We start from the raw sequence: 21,242 nt of genomic DNA on the forward strand, positions 1-21,242 counted from the left end.
CAACACCTTAAGCTTTCTTAAAATTCCTTCATTGTTATTTTCTGTTCGCGCTTTTTAAGCTGCTGATTAACTCAATTGTTAGAGGTCAGCTTATGAAAAAGTGTTTATGTTTTACCGCGCTGATTGTTGTGGTTATGTCGCTGTACGGCTGCAATATATTGGTATCCCGCTCAACAGATGTTAAATCTGATCTGGCTGCAACTGACAAAGGCGAATCAATTAATTTGGATTTGTCGTGGCAATATGCGTTGAACGCTCCTGTTGTTGCTACGCCTGTCGCGAGTGGAAACCAGCTGGTCGTCGCAGCAGAAAATGGCAATCTATATTCATTTGATTTGTCATCGCGAAAATTGATGTGGCTTTATCGCGCAGAGGCTGCAATTGCCTCCGTGCCGGCAATTGCTAATGGAATGATTTACTTGTTGAGTCGCGATGGAGTTTTTCAAGCGTTGGATCAATTTACGGGGACGCGTGTATGGCGTTTTGCAACCGGTGGTGAAGCCCGATTTGCTGCTGTCGGGAGTTATGGTATGCCTGCAGCTGTAGGCGCTGTTCCTGACCCGTGGGACTTTCATTTGTCATCCCCGATTGTTGAAAACGGAAAGGTTTATTTCGGCAGCAGCGATAAAAAATTCTATGCACTCGATGCTGTGAGCGGCACGTTAGTGTGGACATTCAACGCCGATAATATGATCCACTCGGCACCCGCCATTCATAACGGAAAACTCTTTTTTGGCACTTGGGGAAGTAAAGTCTATGCAGTGGATGCAAATACCGGAGCGGAGCTGTGGCAATTTCAGGCAGGTGTTGATGCGGGCTTTGTGATGCAAGGTATTAGCGCATCCCCCGCATTGGATGAACAGCATGTTTATGTTGGTGCGCGCGATGGTTATGTCTATGCATTGCGCCAGACAGATGGCACCACTGTATGGCGTTACGATGCGCAATCCAGTTGGGTATTAGCGGAAGCGGCACTGGATGCAGAAAATGTTTATGTCACCACATCCGATACCGGTTTATTACTGGCATTGGATAAGCGCAACGGCAAGGAAAAGTACCGCGCGGACACGCGTTTTTGGACTTACACTAAACCGCTATTGGTTGATGATCGCTATGTGTTTGTCGGCAATATGCTAGGTGAGCTTTATGGTTTTGATAAAAAAACAGGTGCCGCGTTATGGTATTACCAAACATCGGAAAGGCGTGCAGACATCAACGATATTATTAACGATGAAAGCGGAAAATTACGCGCAGAAAAAGTGTTTTCCCAAGGGGTTCAGTTGCAAGCGAGCGTAGAGTGGGTCAAATCACTGGGGGCATTTGTCGCATCGCCAATTTGGGTCAACAATCAGCTGATTGCAGTGACGGCAACTGGCGATGTCTTACTATTTGAGATTCAATAAGTTTCAGTTGTTGTCTTGTTCTGGCTCTTGTTTTAACAGCGTTGGAATACTAATACCTAATAACAACAAGGCTGCAAAAATCACTAGAGGCCCGCTGCCGTAAATCATGAACGGCGTCCAGTCTTTTACCGCACGGATTTCGCCGGTGAATGTTTGGGCGGTAAATGACTTGCTTTGGCTGATGATCTTGCCGCGATTATCAATAATCGCACTGGGGCCGTTGTTGGTGCTGTACACCAAATACCGGCCTGTTTCCAATGCGCGCATTTGCGCCATCTGCATAAATTGTTTTGATTGTATTGAATCTAAAAACCAGCCCAGATTATTTACGTTGAGTAATACTTGCGTTTCTTTGGCGGCCTGTGCAATTAAATCCGGATAAACAATTTCATAGCAGATCGCGGGTGTAATGCGCACACCTTTGGCGATTAATCCATGTTGATCCTGCGGTCCCAAATGAATAAACGAAGTGGGTAAATTAAAAAATTCTATAAGGCCACGCAGCTGATTTTCCAAGGGAACATATTCTCCGAAAGGAACCAGTCTGCGTTTGTGGTAAAAACCGTAGCCTTGCCCAAGGCCCGCAATAGAGTTGTAGTATTTGCGCTCTTTATGGTCAGCAAAAATAACGCCAGTAAATAGCGCTGCATCGTGTTCTGCTGCTTTGCTATTCATCTCTTCGAGAAACGGCAGAGCCTCTTGATAAGTGAGTGTTGTCGGGATTGCCGCCTCTGGCCAGACCACCCAGTCGTTGTTCCATAAATCGCTGCTGAGATCGCGCAGTTGGTTGAGTGCAGCAATTGTCGAATTTTCATCAAAGCTGAGCTTGGTACTTTGATCAACATTGGGTTGCACCATGCCGATTTTAATAGGCGTTGCCTCTGGTTCTGCCCAAGTGATGGTTTTTAATAGCGCTCCGCTTCCCCATAACAACACACAGCATCCCGTTGCTATGGCGAGTAATTTTTTATCGGCAGATTCGCTTTTGTAGTTCCAGATCCATTCGGCAATGAGGCCGGCGGTCAGCACCGTAATAAAACTGAGCCCCATAACACCGGTCACCGGAGCCCATCCGGCGAGTACGCTATCCAAATGCGCATAGCCTAAATATAGCCAGGGAAATCCGGTTAACAACCAGGTGCGCATCCATTCCCCTAGCAGCCACAAGGCGGGCAGGGCGATGATCAGTGAAAAGCGGGAATGGCTAAACCAGCGACCAAAAACATAAAAGGGAATACTAAAAATCGCTGCCATAAAACAGGCAAAAATCAATACCAAAAAACCTGCAAACAGCGGAGATGCACCACCAAAATTATGGATGCTCACGTAAATCCAATGGATTCCGGCCGCATAAAATCCCACGCCAAATACAAAGCTACGCAACAATATGGTTTTTGTTTTTTGCGCTTGCAGTAGTAACGCCAATAAAACCATGCTGATCAGCGCGATTGGCCAAACATTGAATGGCGCAAAGCTGAGTGTGACCAGTGCACCGCTAATGAGAGCAATCAATAACGCCAAAGGTTGTGAAAGGTTTAAAAATTTCTGTTGCATAAGTCATTATCGAATTGATGAATGGCGTAAAAAAATCCCGCCAGTAGGCGGGATTCGTTGTCGATTGCTGCAATTTTATACTTTGCCAAGTTTACTCGGCCAGTATAGTCATCCGCAGTAAATGCATCTGGCGGTTGTCGGCATAGAGTACACGGAATTGCATATTGTCTACTTGTACAACTTCATTGCGTTTGGGTAGGTGCCCAAATTCCTGCATTAATATGCCGCCAATAGTATCAAAATCGTCGTCACTTAATTCAGTTTTGAAAAATTCATTGAAATCTTCGATGGGCGTAAGCGCTTTGATGATGTAATCATTTTCGCTCACCCGTTTAATAAAGTCTGTCGCTTCTTCTTCATCGGTTTCATCTTCGATTTCACCGACTATTTCTTCAAGAATATCTTCAATCGTCAACAGGCCAGTAATGCCACCGTATTCGTCCATCACCAATGCCATATGGTTGCGGTTTTCGCGGAATTCGCGCAGCAAAATGTTAACCCGCTTACTTTCCGGCACTATAGTGACCGGGCGCAAAATGGTTTCCAGATTGAAGTTATCGGTACCGCGTAATGCAAGCGGGAGTAAATCTTTTGCCAGCAGAATACCTTTTACATCGTCGATATTTTCGCCAATCACCGGAAAGCGCGAGTGGCCGGACTCAATTAGCTGGGGGAGATATTCTTGCGGTGAGTCATCAAGGCGGATTGCAACTATGTGGGAGCGCGGCACCATAATTTCGCGCGCTTGCAGCGAAGATACATCCAGTGCGCCCTCAATGATGCTCAGGGCTTCCTGGTCGAGTAACTGGTTATCTGCGGCATCCTTGATAATTTCCAGAAGTTCATCGCGGGACTTTGGTTCCGCGCTGAAGGCATGGAGTACTTTATCTAACCACGAGCGCTCTTGTTTATCTGCGCGCTCGTGTTTATCGGTACGTTCGTGTTTTTCAGTAGTGCTGCTACTCGGATGGTCGTCCGACATGATGCTAATTCCCAAGGTTTTTATTCTGCTGTAAGTTCTTGATAAGGAGCTGGGTAGCCCAGCCCGGTGATAATTTCAGTTTCCAGTGCTTCCATTTCTTCGGCTTCAGAGTCCTCAATATGATCAAAGCCCAATAAATGCAAACTACCGTGTACCAACATATGTGCCCAATGCGCTGCCAAGACTTTCTCTTGTTCAGCCGCTTCGCGTTCAACGACAGGGGCACACACCACTAAATCGCCCAACAAAGGCACGCCCACTTCTTCGGGTATATCTGCCGGAAAAGACAATACGTTGGTGGGATAGTCTTTGCCGCGATACTCGCAATTCAATTCTTGCCCTTCCTCTTCATCAACGATATAGAGGCTTACTTCGGCATCTTCAAGCTTCTGACTATCCAGTGCAGCGCTAATCCAGCGTTCCAGTTCGGCGGCAGACGGCACCTGCTGGCTTTTGCTGTTGTTTTCGATATCTATGCGGTAGCCCATGATTAGCGCGCATCATCCGGTTTTGGATTTTTCTGCTCAAAGGCGTCATAGGCCTCGACAATCCGCTGGACAATCGGGTGGCGTACAACATCTTTGGAAGTGAAATGGGTAAAGCTGATACCGTTAACGTTATCCAGCACCTCAATAGCATGGCGCAACCCCGATGCCATGCCGCGCGGCAAGTCGATTTGGGTTGGGTCGCCAGTAATGACGGCAGTGGTACCAAAACCAATACGCGTGAGGAACATTTTCATCTGCTCACGGGTGGTGTTTTGGCTCTCATCCAGAATGACAAATGAATTATTCAGGGTGCGGCCGCGCATGAACGCCAGGGGGGCAACTTCAATCACACCGCGTTCCATGAGCTTGCCTACGGTATCAAAGCCCAGCATTTCAAATAGGGCGTCATACAGTGGGCGCAAATAAGGATCTACTTTTTGAGCGAGATCGCCTGGTAAAAAACCGAGCTTTTCACCTGCTTCTACCGCAGGGCGTACCAATAAAATACGCTCAATCTCATTTTTAAGGAGCGCTTCTACCGCACAGGCAACGGCAAGATAGGTTTTGCCGGTACCGGCTGGGCCGATCCCGAAATTGATGTCGTGTTTTTGTACGGCGCGTACATAGCGTTGTTGGTTGAGTCCGCGCGGTTTGATTGTGCATTTTTTGGTGCGAATCAGAGTGATTCCGCCCTCGTCGGCACTGGCTTTTTCTGCATGGACAGCATCGGTTACGGTGTTATCAATCGCAGTAAGCCCGGCGTTATCGAGTTGTTGCATAAGTTGTTCTATTCCTGAGGTTTGCAGGGCGAGATGGACTTCATCCGGAGTGAGTTCGCTGTGCCCGGTAAATTCATAAAGATTGCGAAGTAATTCGGCGGCCGCCCGTGTCTTATCGGCGGGGCCAACCAATTGGAATTCAGAGCCACGATTGCGGATTTCAATATCGAGGCGGTCTTCAATTTGGCGTAGATGCTGGCCGAGCAGACCATTGAGATTAGCAAGGCGACGGCTATCACTGGGTTCCAACGTTAATGGTTGGATGACAATTTCTGGCGGGGTTATAACCTTGGTGTTCAAGTGGTTAATAAGCTCTTGTGACTCGTTGAAAAGTAAGACTAAACCATTACACGGCACGGTTAAAGCCTAAATTGCAGCTGAATAAATGCTGAACTGTTGCAAAACTTTATAAGTTTTTTAAATATCAATGATAAGCCACTGTATTTACTATTATTTTTAATTTTCTATGGATAGGGGCAGTAAATGCCCCTATCCATAACTTTACGTAATAAATGCACGAGTTTTTCAAGATTTAACCTGAAGGTTATTTACTACGCCTTTGACGTTATCGTGCTTGGCGGCAATAGCTTGCGCTAACGCTTTCTCCTCCAGTGTTCTGACCTGACCGGAAAGCGTCACCTTGTCATTGAGCGTATCCACATCAATTGATAGGCCTTTAATATTTTCAGATGCAAGCAACTCCGTTTTGATTGCTGCCGTTGTTGAAACATCGGCGACATATTGCGCAAAGCTTCTGCCTTTAGGGGTAGGTGACTTCGCTGTTTTGTTGGATGTCTCAACGACGTTGATGTTGTTGGTGACGGAGTCAATTCCTTCAACACCTAAAGCAATATTTTCTGCGAGTTCTTTTTCAATATTGGAGTGAACTTCTCCATCGAGCGTCGCTCTATCTTTATCTACCTGAATATCAATTTTGCTGGCGCTGAGATGTGGATTGAGGATCAATGCTGTTTCCAACTTGCTCTCAATCCAGCCATCTTTAAACGCAGCTTTGCTGTCCTTCCAGGTTTGTTTGCTGTCTTGTTTAAAGTCAGCCCAAAATTCTGCTGCACTTCTTTTTTCGGTATAAGTTTTTTCGGTATAGGTTTTTTCTGCATGAGTATCTGAGCGAGTGTTATCTGTTGCAGGGTTGTTGGCTGAGACTGACATAGCTGCAACCAATGCCAGAGCGCTTAAAGAGATTGTTGCGGAGTGCAAGGATAATAATGTCGTTTTCATAAATTTCTCCTTTTGGTTACCATTTTTTCAAGAATATGAAAAATAGGTTTCTGGAAAATATGCGATAAAAACATCGCATAAAAAGCATTGCTGGTTTCATGCCAGTTTTTTAGTGACGTATTTTAGTGGGCAATTCGTTTTTTCCATAAAGTCGATTGGTTATTGATTCTATTAAGTTATCCTATTAATTAGTTATCCATTATATGGAGTAGAAATAAAAATTCTTAAAAACATTAATTGTAACGGTTAAGTTTATTTTCTATTTTTCATGTAATGTTTTCGTTGTTTTGAATTTTTTTCAAAAAATTATCATAAAGATAGCTATTTTTTACTGTAAAGGCCGCTGTATCTGATGATTTCATAAAAGTGATAAGTTGGCATGTTCATTGAAGGGAATAATTTGAACCCCAAAAAAGGAGAATCTTATGCTTTATTATTCATTGGTATTTTTTGTGGTTGCTATCATTGCTGGTTTATTAGGTTTTGGTGGCATAGCAGGTGCGGCAACAGGTATTGCCCAGATATTGTTTTTTGTCTTTCTGGTGCTTTTTGTCCTGTCGCTTATATTCGGTCGTCGCAGGCTCTAGTGATTATTAATATCTAACTGTTAGTAAATGACTTACGTGATGCATTTATGAAATGCATAATCTGAATTGCATCTAATTTTTTACAATGAGAGGTAATAATTATGGCTACGCACACTTCTGTAAAAAGCACTGAAAATGGCAAACTGGATGATATTTCCATGTCGGAAGCGATTGCCCAGTTTAAAGAAGCAACTTCCAGTATTTATGATGCAGTTGGCTCGATTGGAAGTGCCACTGCGGCTAATGCCAAAGTGCGTTTAAATGAAGGGAAGGCTCGCGCTATCGAGTTGGAAGAAAAAGCCGAAGAGGTAGTTAGAGCCAAACCTATGGTAACTGTGGCAGTTGCATTTGCCGCAGGTTGGTTGGTGTCACATTTGTTGCAGCGTCGCTCGTGAGTAAGCGTCATGAGCCACGCTGATCGATGTGAAAATCCTTCCGGGGCGCTTGCGTCCCGTGGAGGGTTTGATTCTGTTGATGCTAATGAAAAGCCTCTTGATGATCCATCATTAAATGATGCTTCTCGGCTACAGTCAGATATTGCACAAACCATCGGTTTGGGTGAGCAGTTCATCGGTGTTATCGGCGGTATTTTTGATTTGGCTCGCACTGAGGCGTTGCTTGCCATACGCACATTGCCAAAGCTGATAATGCTTTGGCTGCTAATGATGCCGATTATATTGTTAACCTGGTGTGCATTTTCTGCACTTGTCGCATGGACGGTTGTGGCATCCAGTAATCAAATCGGATTTGGATTATTTACGTTTTTTCTTCTGCAGGTGTTGTTATTGTCAGGATGTCGTTGGTTGTTTGTTAAATACCGTGAGCGTATGGCTTTTCCATATACTCGTGAGCAGATTAATGATTTTGTCCGGAGTGTTCATCATGAATTTAATCGCCGAGATAAAACGAAAGAATGATCAATTATTGCTGCAGAGAGCTGGATTGCAGCAACAGTTGCATGCAAGACTTAATGCTCCTGCATTTGCATCATTTTTGATTACATTTGCTGCCGCCCCTTTTATCATTGGTGCTATAACCCGGATTACAGTTACTCCATCAATTTTTGTAAAGCACAAGCTTTATCATTCATTATTTCCTTACTTAAAATTATGACCCTGTTTTAGTTGGCATCTAAACAGTGAATTGCATCGCTAAGTTGATTATATAGACTGCTTTCTTTTATCTGACTGATGCTAGAATGAGCCCGGATGCGTAACTGGCTAACACGGGGGTATTGATAGTGGCAGAGGTCTTATTAGTTGATGACGACAAGCGCTTCCTTGAAGCAACAGTTCAATTGCTGAGCTTGCTGGGTCACCATGTCACGGCGACAGACTCCATAACACAAGCGCGGGAATTAATGGGAGCGCATCAATATACACATATGATTTTGGATTTAATTTTGCCTGATGGTAGTGGACTGCACTTATTAGAAGCGCTGCCTGCACAACACAACATCAAGGTAACATTAATTACTGGTCATCCTTCCATCAAATCAATCGTCAAAAATTTATATGGTTCCAATATCAGCTACTTGATTAAACCGATTGATTTGCAGCAGTTGGAATCTCTTTTTGACGATAAAATATCCGCCAACCCTAAAGCAAAATCTTCCGTTAATTTGCATTTCAATCATTTGGTAGGTGAGTCTGCGCCTATGCAGCGCGTGTATGAAATGATTGAACGCGTATCGGCAACTAAAGCCAATGTGATGTTGTTAGGTGAGAGTGGGGTTGGTAAAGAAATGGTTGCCGCTGCAATTCACCATGCCAGCCAAATAGAAGGGGCATATGTGGCTGCCAATTGCGGTGCTTTTTCGCGTGAATTAATCAACAGTGAATTATTTGGTCACGAGAAGGGGGCTTTTACTGGTGCGACTCATCGCAAAATAGGTGTTTTTGAACAGGCTAATAAAGGCACACTGTTTCTTGATGAAATTACCGAAATGCCTATCGATTTACAGCCTAATCTTTTGCGTGTACTGGAGACACAAAAAGTGACTCGCTTGGGGTCCACATCAAGTGTTGATATTGAGTGCCGTGTTGTTTCGGCTACTAATCGCACGGAACAAGACATGGCAGTAGAAGGCTGTTTGCGCGAGGATCTTTATTTTCGTCTGGCGGTATTTCCCATTCACATACCACCTTTGCGTACTCGTAAAGAGGATATACCTTTATTGGTGCAGCACTTTCTATCAAATTTTAATCAGGAATATGCGGGTGACATTGGTATCAGCGATGAATCACTCAAACGCCTGATGGAATATGATTGGCCGGGCAATGTGCGTGAACTGCGGCATGCCATCCATCGCGCCTACATCATGGCAGATCAACAGCAGCAGCTATTAGTATTACCCGATAATTTGACATCCCCTTTTTCAAAAATTACTCCACAATCACAAGCCGGCATTCGTGTTGGAAAAACAGTAGAAGAAGTGGAGCGAGAGTTAATTGAATCTACATTGAAACACTTTGATGGTGATAAAAAACAAGCTGCAGATGTTTTGGGTATCAGCCTAAAAACATTATATAACCGTTTAAACAGTTACAATGATGTTGAAGTATGAGGGGTGTATGAACGGAGAAAAAAATCGCTTTGTACATGATGTGCGTAATCCACTGAATACTATTTCAGTGAATGCAGAATTGGGTAAGTTAACCCTTGAGCGAACCGGCGATATTCGCAAAGCAATCGGTATATTTGAGATCATATTGGCTGAGTGTCGTCACTGTAGTCAGTTGTTGGATACATTGCAGGATACAAAATTTGTTAAGCCCGATGCTCTCAAGGATGAGGGCTAGTGATGGAAGAAAATCAGGCCGTTAGCAATAGTTCACTAAACCAATTTATCATCAATAAATTACCCAATTCAGTTTGGGTAATGGCACTTGCCGCAGCCATTACCTTTTTTGTTGTAAGTGCTGTGCTTGCCTACCGTTCTATTGACCTGATTACGCAAAATAATATCAGTATTAACAACACTTCCCTTACGATTAATTTAATTAAAGATTTGAGTCGCGAATTAGTGGCGGCAGAATCCAGCCAAAGAGGTTACTTGTTAACTGAGGATGCAGATTATCTGGCTCCTTATCATAAAACATTACGAGTAGTTGATGACCTTCTTGACCAGCTTGAAGCTGCCACGCAAGAACATTCTGTTCAAAGCGCCCGTTTTGAAGCACTTAAAAAGCATGTCCTCAATAAAATTGCTGAAATGCAGCGAATAGTTGTGCTAACAGACAGAGAAAAAATACGTGCTGCGGTGCGTGAAGTGAAAAAAGAAGAGGGGGTTGAGCTGATGCGAACCATTTCCCTGTTATTGGAGGAAATGGAAAACGAGGAGCTGTCGCAATTAAATAGAAATAAAATAGTGGCTGCTGAGAATCGTCAATTTATTGTTGTTGCCTTGTTGTTAGCCAATTGCATTGGTTTGCTGTTATCTATGGGAATTTTTTATATATGGTATCGCAATGCAAGCGAAGTTGCCGAGTTGAACGTGGCGCTATCAAAAGCCAATGTGGAATTGGAAGAGAAGGTGGGCGTGCGCACCCAGGCGTTATTGCAATATTCGGAAGAGTTACAGCGCAGTAATAGGGAGCTTGAAGAGTTTGCTTTTGTAGCATCACACGACTTGCAAGAACCGTTAAGAAAAATTCGGGCTTTTGGCGATCGGCTGCAGCAGAAATTTTCCGTAGAGCTAGGGGATGTCGGATCTGATTATGTGTTGCGCATGCAGGCTGCATCGGAACGTATGTCAGCATTAATCGATGATTTGCTCAGTTTCTCTCGTGTCACAACTAGCCAACGTTCATTTACTTCCCAAAACTTAACTGAAATTATACACAGGGTTATGGATGACCTGGATTACGCAATTGAAGACAGCGGAGCACAAGTACATATAGATCCGCTTCCCGTGATTGAGGCAGACGGAAGCCAAATTGCACAAGTGTTTATGAATTTAATTGCCAATAGTTTGAAATTTCATGCGCCCGGGCGTAGGCCGATTGTCACTGTAACAAGTGAAGCGAATTTAGCTTCGCCCTTGGCTGATGATGCGCGTATGTGGTGCCGGATACAGTTTGCGGACCAAGGTATCGGTTTTGAATCACAGTATGCGGAGCGTGTGTTCAGTTTGTTTCAACGGTTACATGGCCGTGATGAGTATTCAGGCACAGGTATAGGTTTGGCATTGTGCCGAAAAATTATCGAACGGCATGGCGGTATTATTACTGCGCAGAGTGAGCCGGGTGACGGAGCTGTATTCACATTATTTTTACCTATGACACAAACTACTATAGAACCTTTAAGTGATCTGCTTACAGATGCTTAATAGCAGAATGATGTCGCTATTTCATCAACCAGGATGTACTTATGAATATTCCCAAAAAAGCATTAGTAATTTTGATGGCAGATGACGATGCTGATGATCGTTTATTGGCGCAGGAAGCGATGCACGAAAGCCGTGTTTTAAATGAATTGCATTTCGTGGAAAACGGTGTGCAACTGTTGAGTTACTTACATGGAGAAGGGCAATTTAGTGATAGAAACCTGTACCCCATGCCGGGTTTAATTTTATTGGATCTAAACATGCCCAAAATGGATGGACGCGAAGCGCTGGCAAAAATTAAAGCTGATCCACGTTTGCGGCGAATTCCGGTTGTTATTCTCACCACTTCAAAAGCAGAAGAAGACATGGTCAAAGGTTATGATCTTGGTGCTGCTTCCTATATTCCCAAACCAGTTACATTCGATGCGTTAGTTGAGTTGATGCGCACGCTGGGTAAATATTGGGTTGAATTTGTAGAACTGCCTTGATCGATTAATTAGATGTCATGGATTTATTAAGCTTGATCGAATAATTAGCTTTAATAGATTGTTAGGAGAGCCATGTGCAAAATGCAACGTTACTAATTATTGATGATGATGAAGATGATTTTATCCTCGTTAAGGATTTATTAACTGACATTAGCAAAGCCTACGTTTTGGATTGGGCTCCAACTTATGAGGCAGGCCAAATACTTTTGCAAGAGAACCGGCATGATCTCTGTTTGATGGACTACAAATTGGGTGCACATGATGGTATCGAATTATTAAAGTTTGCCCATGAAGTTGGTTTTTCCGGACCTGTTATTTTATTGACAGGAATGCATCAAATTGAGGTTGACCGCCAAGCATTGCAAGCGGGTGCGGTTGATTATCTGGTCAAATCCAATCTGAACGCAGAACAACTTGCCCGCGCCATTCGTTATGCGTTGGCACGAAACGAAGTAGAAAAAGAGCGAGTGGAGCGGTTAAAAGCAGAGGCGGAGAACCGATCCAAGAGCGAATTTTTGGCCCACCTGAGTCACGAATTAAGAACCCCCTTGTCTGCAATTTTGGGTTTCACAGAGTTGTTATTAAATAAAAGTAATAATTCTGAAAACTCAGCTCATTTGCGTATCGTCCATCGCAATGGAAAGCACTTATTAGGCTTGCTCAACGATATTTTGGATCTTTCCAAAATTGAAGCAGGGAAACTTGAATTTGAAAAGCAACATGTTGCGCTGTCTGCGTTTTTAACCGATATTTATTTTTTAATGCAAGGTGCTGCTCAAGATAAAAACTTACAACTGCGAGTAGAAACGCCTCAGCCTCTTCCCGTTACTATCTATACAGATCCTATGCGCTTGCGCCAAATTTTATTAAACCTGATGGGCAATGCCATTAAGTTTACCTATCAAGGCGGAGTGGTTTTAAAAATAGATTGGGTTGAAGAAGACCAACAAAAGAAACTTCGCTTTTCAATTAAAGACTCTGGAATCGGTATTTGTGCCGAGTCACTTAACGTGATTTTTGAGCCCTTTGTGCAATCAAAAAGCGCTCAGGTTCATCCGCGTTCTGGAACGGGTTTAGGGCTCAATATCAGTAAGCAATTGGTTGAACGGTTGGGTGGAAGTATAAGGGTTGAAAGTGTTGTGGGTGTTGGTAGTGAATTCAGTTTTACGCTGCCAGTAGATGAGGCTGAATGTGCGGCAACAGAAATGCTAAGCCTTGATTTTGAGGTTGAAAAACAACACAACATACAAATTCCCTCTTTCTGTGGCCGTGTTTTGGTTGCCGATGACCTTCGTGATATTCGTATGCTGATTGGGCATTTTATCCAACTGACAGGCGTAGAGGTTGTTTATGCAACCGACGGTGCGGATGCTGTTCGCATTATCAATACCGATAAGTCACATGGAAAAGCATTTGATTTAGTGTTGATGGACATCCACATGCCGGTAATGGATGGGCATCAAGCGGCAAAACAATTGCGTTATGAAGGTTTTACCTTGCCGTTAATTGCACTGACCGCGGCTCATATGAAAGGGGACATGGATCGCTGTTTTGAATCGGGTTTTACCGCGTATTTAGGTAAACCGCTGGATCAGGCACAACTCTACAGTTGCATGGCGCGATTTTTACCACGAGCTAATCCGGTTTTGTCTGGACAAGCACAAGCGTTATCTCATGGAAAATCGATTTTGGTTGTGGAGGATGATGCAGACACCTTAGCCGCTATGACCGGTTTACTAACGTTGCTCGGTTGGGAGGTCTGCAGCGCGCAATATGGCGCAGATGCATTGCGTGAATTGGATAAACAAAATTTACATGCCGTGTTGGTGGATTTGCATTTGCCGGACATGAGTGGTTATGAATGTGCAGCGCGTATTCATGAACGTAATCCGGATGTGCGTATTATTGTTGCCAGTGGTGAAAATATAAATCAACAGCGGGCATCTGAAGCAGGCATTGCATCCAGTTTGTTAAAGCCGGTTTCCCTTGCACAGCTCGAAGCAGTTCTGCAATAAGAAAACTGTTTAGTCAATCGCAAAAAAATGGAGCGAGCAGGTTTGGATTGTTGTATTTATCAGGCGATTGCGTTGTAAATTTTGCAAAAATCTCTTGTCTTGATTAACTGCTATCTTTTGATAATAACCTCTTTCCCTTGCTATTACTGGTTTTTACAAAGTTGGCACGTTATACGCAATATATTTCGTGTCGATTTAAACAAAACAGAGGGATATTTTATGAATTATCTAACACGTTTATTTATCATCGCTTTGTTAGCTTTCCCATTAGCCGCATGTGATTCCAATGATGGATCTGCAGAAAAAGTGGGAGAAAAGGTTGATGAGGCGCTTGATAATACCCGCGATAAATTGGATGACGCGGCCGATGAAATCAAGGATGGTATAGAGGATACTTGCGAAGAGGTATCCGACGAGAACTGTTAATTATTATTAGCGGTTTTTGTAAACAAAAACCCCGCGTTGGTGTTACCAACGCGGGGTTTTTCTTTGGGGGTTTTTGCTGCTCGGGTTTTTACTTTACCCAATCAGCATCCAGTTCAGAACTGATTAAAGTGCCGCGCAACGAGTTGGTCAGCGCTTCTTCGATCAGGATGTCCGCAAACTTTCCAATCAGATCAGCATTGTCGCAGCGGAAGTTCACCACGCGGTTATTTTCAGTGCGGCCGCACAACTGACCCGGATCTTTTTTGGAATAACCATTCACCAGAATGCGTTCGGTGTTGCCTACCATACGGCGGCTAATCGCCATGGCCTGTTGGGTGATGCGGTCTTGCAAAATCGCAAGGCGCTGTTTTTTCACCTCTTCCGGTGTGTCATCCGGGAAGTCTGCAGCAGGTGTACCTGGACGAGCACTGTAAATAAAGCTGTAGGATGTATCAAAATCCATATCGTGAATCAGCTTCATGGTTGCTTCAAAATCTGCATCGGTTTCACCCGGGAAGCCGATAATAAAATCTGAAGAGAAACTGATATTCGGGCGATTCTTTTTAATGCGACGCAGTTTGGATTTGTATTCCAATACAGTATGGCCACGCTTCATCGCCATCAGGATACGATCAGAACCGCTCTGTACGGGTAAATGTAAATGACTAACCAATTCCGGAACCTGGTTGTAAACCTCAATTAATGAATCGGTAAATTCAACCGGGTGCGATGTAGTAAAACGGATACGATCAATACCATCGACTGCTGCAACGTAAGTAATCAGTTCCGCCAAATCGACAACAGTGCCATCGGTTGCTTCACCGCGATAAGCATTGACGTTTTGGCCGAGCAAATTGACTTCGCGCACGCCTTGTTTTGCCAAATGGAGTATTTCTGCCATTACATCGGCAACAGGGCGGCTGACTTCTTCGCCGCGTGTGTAAGGTACAACGCAGAAGGTGCAGTATTTGGAGCAGCCTTCCATGATGGATACAAACGCGCTTACGCCATCGGCATCGGGCTGCGGTAAATTGTCGAACTTTTCAATCTCGGGGAAACTCACGTCCACCACGACAACGCCGTTGCTCTTTTTGGTTTCCATCATTTCCGGCAAGCGGTGCAGGGTTTGTGGGCCAAAAATCAAATCCACATAAGGCGCACGCTCGGCAATCGCTGCACCTTCCTGACTGGCTACACAACCACCTACGCCAATCACCAGTTCGGGGTTTTTCTTTTTCAGGTTTTTCCAGCGGCCAAGCTCATGGAACAGCTTCTCTTGCGCTTTTTCGCGGATGGAGCAGGTGTTGATGAGAATAACGTCTGCCTCTTCGGGGTTTTCCGTTGCCACCATATTGTGGGATTCACCCAACAGGTCGCGCATGCGGGATGAATCGTATTCATTCATCTGGCAACCGTGGGTTTTGATGTAGAGTTTTTTGATCGGCGCTTCAGTGGTGGACATCGAACTACTACCTGCTTGGATTTGGCTAACCGGTGCGTTGTGCTGGTTAAAAAGCACACAGAAAATAAGGCGGGCATTATAGGCGGTTAACGGCGCGGAATCATCATTTGTTTGGCTGATTACGGATTCACTGAGGCGCGCAAGGCCGGATTCGGGTAAGATGCGCGCCCTCGTGCTTCTTACCCTATGCAGGTGCTCCATGAAAAAGACATTCAAACTTAACATCGAAGGCAAACATCCCGAGCGTTTGTTGGAGGCGATCAAGCATGAAGTGCGCAAATACGTAAAGCGCGAGCGCCGTAAAACCCTTCCACAAGGTGTGGATTTCTGGGCATTTGATTGTAAATTTGGTGAAACAGAAGCGACCGCCGAGGTCGTTCGGTTGGGCGAGATCACCAAAAAAATGGATGAAGTAAAAGCCGCCGGTGGCGAGAGCTTTTATGTGGAAATTCTTGCGGTGCACGGTATTCGTAAAGCGCGCAATGAATTTGATGATTTGGATGAAGATGATGACTTAAATGATTGATTTTTAATCATTCGCTGATTATTTATCAACACAAAAAAGCCGCTTCCGGATTTCCGCAAGCGGCTTTTTTATGCCCCTCACCCCAGCCCTCTCCCGCAAGCGGGAGAGGGAGTCAGGAAGGTGACTGAGTTATTTCTTCTTCGGGCGAGTCGAGCGGCCGAGCGTGCTGGCGGGGCGGGCGTCCTTGGAACCTGCACGTTTTGGTTTGGATGCCGCCTTAGTTGTGCTCGCGCCTTTGGTTGTATTTGCGCTTTTGCCGGATTTGGCTCCCGCCTTGGCAAACGCGGATTTTTTTGGATCGCCTGCTTTTGATCTACCGGCAGGTTTGGCGGCTAACTTCATCAATCCGGTGGGTTTGGAAACCACTTTGACGACTTGCTCGGTCACTTCAAAGCCTTTGATTTTTTCGCGCTTGATCTTGGTGCCAATCACTTCTTCAATCAGCGAGATTTTGTGTTCTTCTGCTGGTGTCACCAACGAGATGGCCACACCTTTTTTACCGGCGCGACCGGTACGGCCGACGCGGTGTACATAGTCCTCAGTAAAGAAAGGCAGATCGAGGTTCACAACGTAATCCAGGCCTTGGATATCCAGCCCGCGTGCAGCCACTTCGGTGGCAACTAAAACCTGAAGTTTGCCTTCTTTGAATTCTTGCAATGCGCGGCGGCGCGAGCCTTGGGTTTTCTCGCTGTGGATAACGGCGGCATCGATCTTATCGACTTTCAGTGCCTTGGTGAGATTCTCCGCCTCTTCGCGGGTGCTGCTGAATACCATCACCTGATACCAGTTTTGCTCGCGCAGTAGCTGGATAAACAGCTCGTATTTACGCGTGCTGTCCACTGGGTAAAGCACGTGGTCAACCGTCTCCGCGACCGAGTTGCGCTTGCTTACGGTAATCAGGGTGGGGCGGTTCATCGCCTGTTTGGACAGATTGGTCACCAGCGGCGAACCGGTGGCCGAGAAAAACAGCGTCTGGTGTTTACGCGTAATGCTGGTGAGGATGGCGTGAATATCGGTCACAAAGCCCATATCCAGCATGCGGTCGGCTTCATCCAACACCACAAAATCGACTTTGGCGAGGCTGACGTTTTCCAGCTCCACATGTTCTTTCAGGCGGCCAGGGGTGGCGACCAGAATGTCCACGCCCGCGCGCAATTTAGCGCCTTGGCTGGTTACTTTAACGCCGCCGTAAACACTGGCGATCTTGAACGGGGTGAACTGCGCAAACTCCTGTATCGCCTTGGCGATCTGCTCCACAAGCTCGCGCGTTGGCGCAAGGATCAGTGTGCGCACAAAACCGGCTTCGGTGCCTTTGGGCTTTTCCAGCATTTGCTGCAGTACCGGCAGGCTATAGGCTGCGGTTTTACCGGTACCGGTTTGGGCGGTAGTGAGCAGATCTATACCGCGGCGCGCGGCGGGAATGGCTTGTTCCTGCACCGGAGTCAAGGTTTTAAAGCCAATTACCTTAACGGCACGGAGGAGTTCGGGCGCAAGGCCAAGTGATGCGAAATTCATAATTCAATCGACTGGAAAAACGGAAAGGGCGCGCAGTATAGCGTTTAAACAGCCAATCCGGCTAACACCTCGCTTTTCTTGGCCATCTTATAACCACAAGACGTTTTTCACGCCTGCTTCAGGCCAAAGTCATCTTTGGAAAAATAGTAAGCTATGTATATTATATATTTAGCTTTTTATGAGGATGGTTTATGAGCACCAATGATTCCAGCGCCGATCCGCATTCATGCGACCCACATTCAATCGATCCGCATTCAGATGTGGGAGCGCTAGTTCCCGAGCAGGAAAATCTGGGGTTCCTGCTGGCGGATAACGTCCGTCTTACACGCCGTATTGCTGGCCACTACTTCGAGCAGTACCAAATGACCTTATCCCAAGCCAAAGCCTTGCTGGGCGTGCGTCGCTGGCAGGGGATCAGGCAGGTGGATTTGGCTGATTTCATGGATATCCAACCGATCAGCCTTGCGCGCCTGCTGGATCAGCTGGCGCAACAGGGCTGGATTGAGCGCCGTCCCGATCCTAAAGACCGCCGCGCTTTCCAGCTTTTTTTAACACCTGCCGCTGCGCCCATCGTGAAAATGATCACCGCCGCATCGGCTGAGTTCCAGCAGCGCGCTCTTGCTGGCTTAAGCGCTGAACAGCAGCAGGCGCTGTTTGTGGGATTAAACAAAGTGCATGAAAACCTGATGGCGATGAGTAAAGGCCAGCAGACAAGAGACGAAAGTGAGGTAAGTGAAAAATGACTGATGCATTAAAATCACGCCGCTTTTTACTACTGGTAGTGATTCCGTTGTTATTGGGATTGGTCGGCGTGGTGATTTATTTGTCTGGTGGCCGTTATGCCACCACCGATAACGCCTATACCAAAGCCGATGTGCTCAGCATTCGCCCGCGAGTTGCCGGTGCGGTCGCCGAGCGCTTGGTGGCTGAAAATGACAGCGTGAAAGCAGGGCAGTTGATGCTGGTATTGGATCAAAAACCTTATCAGGTTGCTCTCGCCAAGGCCGAGGCCAAATTGGCCGAGGTGCGCACCAACCTTGCTGCATTACATGCCAGCTACGATGAAAAGCAATCCGAATTGCAACTGGCGATGGCCAACCGCGACTACGCCATTACCGAGCAGCAGCGCCAGGCCAATCTGGCTACCCGCAAGCTGGTTGCCAAAGCGGCGTACGATGAAGTGAGCCACACCCGCCGTGTTAGCGACCAACAGGTGATTACGCTTGAGCGCGATTTGAAGCGCATTGCCGAATCCCTGGGTGGCGATGCGGATGCGCCCATCGAGCAGCACCCTAGTTACCGCGCGGCGCAAGCCGAAGTCGAGCAAGCGCAGCTTAATCTGGATTACACCCGCATCACCGCGCCAAAAGACGGCATAGTCACCAAGCCGCCAGAAGTCGGCGAGTTTTTAGCGGTGGGCAGCGCGGTGATGTCATTAGTGGCGAGCGATAACCTGTGGGTAGAGGCGAATTTTATCGAGACCGATTTAACGCACGTGCGTGTTGGCCAGACCGTAAAAGTGCATGTGGATACTTATCCCGATATCACTTGGGAGGGTGCAGTACAAAGTATTAGCCCCGCAACCGGTGCCGAGTTTTCAGTCATCCCCGCGCAAAACGCGACCGGCAACTGGGTGAAGATCGCCCAGCGGGTGCCGGTACGCATCAGTATCCAGCCCAACCAGAATGCTCCGGCGCTACAGGCCGGTTTGAGTACCCGTATCGAAATTGACACAGGTTACAAACGTTCGCTGCTGGGCTTATCTATTTGATCAAAAGAATTGATAAACCACAGAATCTGATTAAACGCCAGCGAGGTAAAACGCTGTGTCACAGGCAACACTTGACCGCACACCCGTCGCCGCCAGTGCCAAACCCGCTGTGAATGCGGGTTTGATTACCGCTTCGGTGATGCTCGCGACCATTATCCAGGCGTTGGATACCACCATCGCTAACGTTGCCTTGCCGCATATGCAAGGCAGCATGTCAGCGACTCAGGATCAGATCTCCTGGGTGCTGACCTCTTATATTGTCGCGGCCGCGATCTTTCTGCCGCTTACCGGTTTTTTGTCGGATCGCTTTGGCCGCAAGCGCTTGATGCTCTGGTCTATTGCCGGTTTTACCATCGCCTCTATGCTCTGTGGCGCGGCGCAGAATTTGTCGCAAGTGGTGATATTCCGCTTGTTGCAGGGGATATTCGGTGCTGCGCTGGTGCCGTTATCGCAATCGATTCTGCTCGATACCTATCCCAAAGAAAAACACAGTCAGGCGATGGCGGTGTGGGGGATGGGCGTAGTGCTCGGGCCTATTCTCGGGCCGACACTCGGTGGTTTGCTTACCGAGCATTACAGTTGGCGCTGGGTGTTTTACATCAATGTGCCGCTGGGGATATTGGCGTGGTTGGGCGTAATGGCGAGTGTGAAAGAAACGGCGGTCGATAAAAGCCGCCATTTTGACTTGCTGGGTTTTGCGTTTTTAAGTTTGGGCATCGGTGCCTTGCAGATGATGCTGGACCGCGGCGAGAGCCAAAACTGGTTCCATAGCCCGGAAATTATTGTTGAATGCATCCTCATGGCTTTGGGCTTTTACTGGTTTATCAGCCACATCTTCACCTACAAGCAGCCGTTTATCGAACCGGTGATTTTTAAAGACCGCAACTTCTCCATCGGCCTGATTTTTATGTTCGTAGTGGGGATTATTTTGCTCGCGACCATGGCGCTGTTGCCGCCGTTTCTGCAAAACCTGCTGGGGTATCCGGTAGTGGATGTGGGCTTGGTGATGGCACCGCGCGGCATGGGTGTGATGTTTTCGATGATGGTGGTGGGCAGGATCGCAGGCAAAATAGATCCGCGCTACCAGGTATTTTTCGGGTTATTGCTGACGGTCATTTCGCTGTGGGAAATGACGCTGTTCAACACCAGCATCACCAGTTGGGACATCATCCGCACCAGCGTTGTACAAGGGGTTGGCCTTGGTTTTATCTTCGTGCCGCTGTCGGCCATTGCCTTTGCAAGCCTTGAAGGTCGCTACCGCAATGAAGGCACCGCGCTGTTTAGCCTGACGCGCAACATCGGCAGCAGCATTGGTATCTCGGTGGTGATGGCGGAATTGCAGCAAAACATCCAGAAAAACCACGCCGCCTTTGCGGATTACATTACCCCGTACAATCAGGCGCTTTCCAAAGTCGGCGAGTCCGGCCATTGGGACATCAGCACCACGCAGGGGCTAATGGCGATCAACAGTGAAGTCCAGCGCCAAGCCGCTACGCTTGCGTACTTGCAGGATTTTCAATTGATGATGTGGGTAACCATCGCCGCCTTGCCGTTATTGCTGCTGCTGAAAGCGCCACCCAAACACGCGGCACCGGTGAATATCGCAGCAGATTAAACCTGTCATAACCGAATCTACTAACCGGCCTGTATGAAAAATGTTCAGGTGAGGCGAGAATAGTA

22 protein-coding genes are annotated in these 21,242 nt (G+C 46.5%); 15 read left to right on the forward strand and 7 right to left on the reverse strand.

Going from position 1 to position 21,242, the window contains the following annotated elements:
• Window positions 1–92 precede the first annotated feature (92 nt).
• The gene (locus tag VC28_RS04615) at window positions 93–1,403 is read left to right on the forward strand and encodes an outer membrane protein assembly factor BamB family protein (RefSeq protein ID WP_049629617.1); all 1,311 of its coding nucleotides are present in this window, start codon (window positions 93–95) and stop codon (window positions 1,401–1,403) included.
• A gap of 3 nt (window positions 1,404–1,406) precedes the next feature.
• Here the strand turns inward: VC28_RS04615 and lnt are convergent, their stop codons facing one another.
• The 5 genes from lnt to VC28_RS04640 form a co-directional block, all read right to left on the reverse strand.
• The gene (lnt, locus tag VC28_RS04620; RefSeq protein ID WP_049629618.1) at window positions 1,407–2,957 is read right to left on the reverse strand and encodes an apolipoprotein N-acyltransferase; all 1,551 of its coding nucleotides are present in this window, start codon (window positions 2,955–2,957) and stop codon (window positions 1,407–1,409) included.
• A gap of 91 nt (window positions 2,958–3,048) precedes the next feature.
• Entirely contained in the window at window positions 3,049–3,939 is an 891-nt protein-coding gene (locus VC28_RS04625) for an HlyC/CorC family transporter (protein ID WP_197085483.1), read from the reverse strand.
• 20 nt (window positions 3,940–3,959) lie between these two features.
• Window positions 3,960–4,427, reverse strand: coding sequence for an rRNA maturation RNase YbeY (gene ybeY, locus VC28_RS04630; RefSeq protein WP_049629619.1), 468 nt, complete (start codon window positions 4,425–4,427; stop codon window positions 3,960–3,962).
• A 2-nt stretch (window positions 4,428–4,429) separates the two neighbouring features.
• On the reverse strand, window positions 4,430–5,506 hold the full coding sequence (locus VC28_RS04635; protein WP_082191657.1) for a PhoH family protein: 1,077 nt from the start codon (window positions 5,504–5,506) through the stop codon (window positions 4,430–4,432).
• A 225-nt stretch (window positions 5,507–5,731) separates the two neighbouring features.
• Window positions 5,732–6,445, reverse strand: coding sequence for a BON domain-containing protein (locus VC28_RS04640; protein ID WP_049629620.1), 714 nt, complete (start codon window positions 6,443–6,445; stop codon window positions 5,732–5,734).
• A gap of 425 nt (window positions 6,446–6,870) precedes the next feature.
• Between VC28_RS04640 and VC28_RS19500 the strand changes: the two genes are divergently transcribed.
• From VC28_RS19500 to VC28_RS04690, 10 genes are all read left to right on the forward strand, one after another.
• Window positions 6,871–7,032 carry a DUF1328 domain-containing protein gene (locus VC28_RS19500; protein ID WP_049629621.1) on the forward strand — a complete coding sequence of 54 codons (162 nt, stop codon included), beginning with the start codon at window positions 6,871–6,873 and terminating at the stop codon, window positions 7,030–7,032.
• A 101-nt stretch (window positions 7,033–7,133) separates the two neighbouring features.
• Window positions 7,134–7,427 (forward strand): hypothetical protein, encoded by a 294-nt coding sequence (locus VC28_RS04650; protein ID WP_049629622.1) that lies wholly within the window; start codon window positions 7,134–7,136, stop codon window positions 7,425–7,427.
• A gap of 9 nt (window positions 7,428–7,436) precedes the next feature.
• The gene (locus VC28_RS04655; protein ID WP_049629623.1) at window positions 7,437–7,949 is read left to right on the forward strand and encodes a hypothetical protein; all 513 of its coding nucleotides are present in this window, start codon (window positions 7,437–7,439) and stop codon (window positions 7,947–7,949) included.
• A complete protein-coding gene (locus tag VC28_RS04660; protein WP_049629624.1) occupies window positions 7,915–8,145 on the forward strand; it encodes a hypothetical protein in 231 nt (76 codons plus the stop codon). The genes VC28_RS04655 and VC28_RS04660 overlap by 35 nt, the downstream gene beginning before the upstream one ends.
• Before the next feature lie 127 nt (window positions 8,146–8,272).
• The gene (locus VC28_RS04665) at window positions 8,273–9,598 is read left to right on the forward strand and encodes a sigma-54-dependent transcriptional regulator (protein ID WP_049629625.1); all 1,326 of its coding nucleotides are present in this window, start codon (window positions 8,273–8,275) and stop codon (window positions 9,596–9,598) included.
• A gap of 7 nt (window positions 9,599–9,605) precedes the next feature.
• Window positions 9,606–9,833: a histidine kinase dimerization/phospho-acceptor domain-containing protein gene (locus VC28_RS04670; protein WP_049629626.1), complete on the forward strand. Its 228-nt coding sequence runs from the start codon at window positions 9,606–9,608 to the stop codon at window positions 9,831–9,833.
• Between the two features lie 2 nt (window positions 9,834–9,835).
• Window positions 9,836–11,362 (forward strand): sensor histidine kinase, encoded by a 1,527-nt coding sequence (locus VC28_RS04675; protein ID WP_049629627.1) that lies wholly within the window; start codon window positions 9,836–9,838, stop codon window positions 11,360–11,362.
• Between the two features lie 41 nt (window positions 11,363–11,403).
• The gene (locus VC28_RS04680; RefSeq protein ID WP_049629628.1) at window positions 11,404–11,847 is read left to right on the forward strand and encodes a response regulator; all 444 of its coding nucleotides are present in this window, start codon (window positions 11,404–11,406) and stop codon (window positions 11,845–11,847) included.
• A gap of 74 nt (window positions 11,848–11,921) precedes the next feature.
• A complete protein-coding gene (locus VC28_RS04685) occupies window positions 11,922–13,862 on the forward strand; it encodes a response regulator (protein ID WP_049629629.1) in 1,941 nt (646 codons plus the stop codon).
• A gap of 219 nt (window positions 13,863–14,081) precedes the next feature.
• Window positions 14,082–14,288, forward strand: coding sequence for a hypothetical protein (locus VC28_RS04690; protein WP_049629630.1), 207 nt, complete (start codon window positions 14,082–14,084; stop codon window positions 14,286–14,288).
• Window positions 14,289–14,376: 88 nt separating this feature from the next.
• Here the strand turns inward: VC28_RS04690 and miaB are convergent, their stop codons facing one another.
• Window positions 14,377–15,750 (reverse strand): tRNA (N6-isopentenyl adenosine(37)-C2)-methylthiotransferase MiaB, encoded by a 1,374-nt coding sequence (gene miaB, locus VC28_RS04695; protein WP_049632170.1) that lies wholly within the window; start codon window positions 15,748–15,750, stop codon window positions 14,377–14,379.
• Between the two features lie 199 nt (window positions 15,751–15,949).
• Between miaB and VC28_RS04700 the strand changes: the two genes are divergently transcribed.
• Window positions 15,950–16,276: a DUF6172 family protein gene (locus VC28_RS04700; protein ID WP_049629631.1), complete on the forward strand. Its 327-nt coding sequence runs from the start codon at window positions 15,950–15,952 to the stop codon at window positions 16,274–16,276.
• Between the two features lie 129 nt (window positions 16,277–16,405).
• Here the strand turns inward: VC28_RS04700 and VC28_RS04705 are convergent, their stop codons facing one another.
• Window positions 16,406–17,791 carry a DEAD/DEAH box helicase gene (locus VC28_RS04705; protein ID WP_049629632.1) on the reverse strand — a complete coding sequence of 462 codons (1,386 nt, stop codon included), beginning with the start codon at window positions 17,789–17,791 and terminating at the stop codon, window positions 16,406–16,408.
• 191 nt (window positions 17,792–17,982) lie between these two features.
• Between VC28_RS04705 and VC28_RS04710 the strand changes: the two genes are divergently transcribed.
• The 3 genes from VC28_RS04710 to VC28_RS04720 are packed head-to-tail and all read left to right on the forward strand — an operon-like array spanning window position 17,983 to window position 21,177.
• Window positions 17,983–18,534, forward strand: a complete 552-nt coding sequence (locus VC28_RS04710) for a MarR family winged helix-turn-helix transcriptional regulator (RefSeq protein ID WP_082191408.1) — start codon at window positions 17,983–17,985, stop codon at window positions 18,532–18,534.
• Window positions 18,531–19,562, forward strand: a complete 1,032-nt coding sequence (locus VC28_RS04715) for an HlyD family secretion protein (protein ID WP_049629633.1) — start codon at window positions 18,531–18,533, stop codon at window positions 19,560–19,562. Before VC28_RS04710 ends, VC28_RS04715 begins: the two co-directional genes overlap by 4 nt.
• Before the next feature lie 55 nt (window positions 19,563–19,617).
• On the forward strand, window positions 19,618–21,177 hold the full coding sequence (locus tag VC28_RS04720; protein WP_049629634.1) for a DHA2 family efflux MFS transporter permease subunit: 1,560 nt from the start codon (window positions 19,618–19,620) through the stop codon (window positions 21,175–21,177).
• Window positions 21,178–21,242 lie beyond the last annotated feature (65 nt).

It is taken from the genome of Cellvibrio sp. pealriver, assembly GCF_001183545.1.
Classification (GTDB): domain Bacteria; phylum Pseudomonadota; class Gammaproteobacteria; order Pseudomonadales; family Cellvibrionaceae; genus Cellvibrio.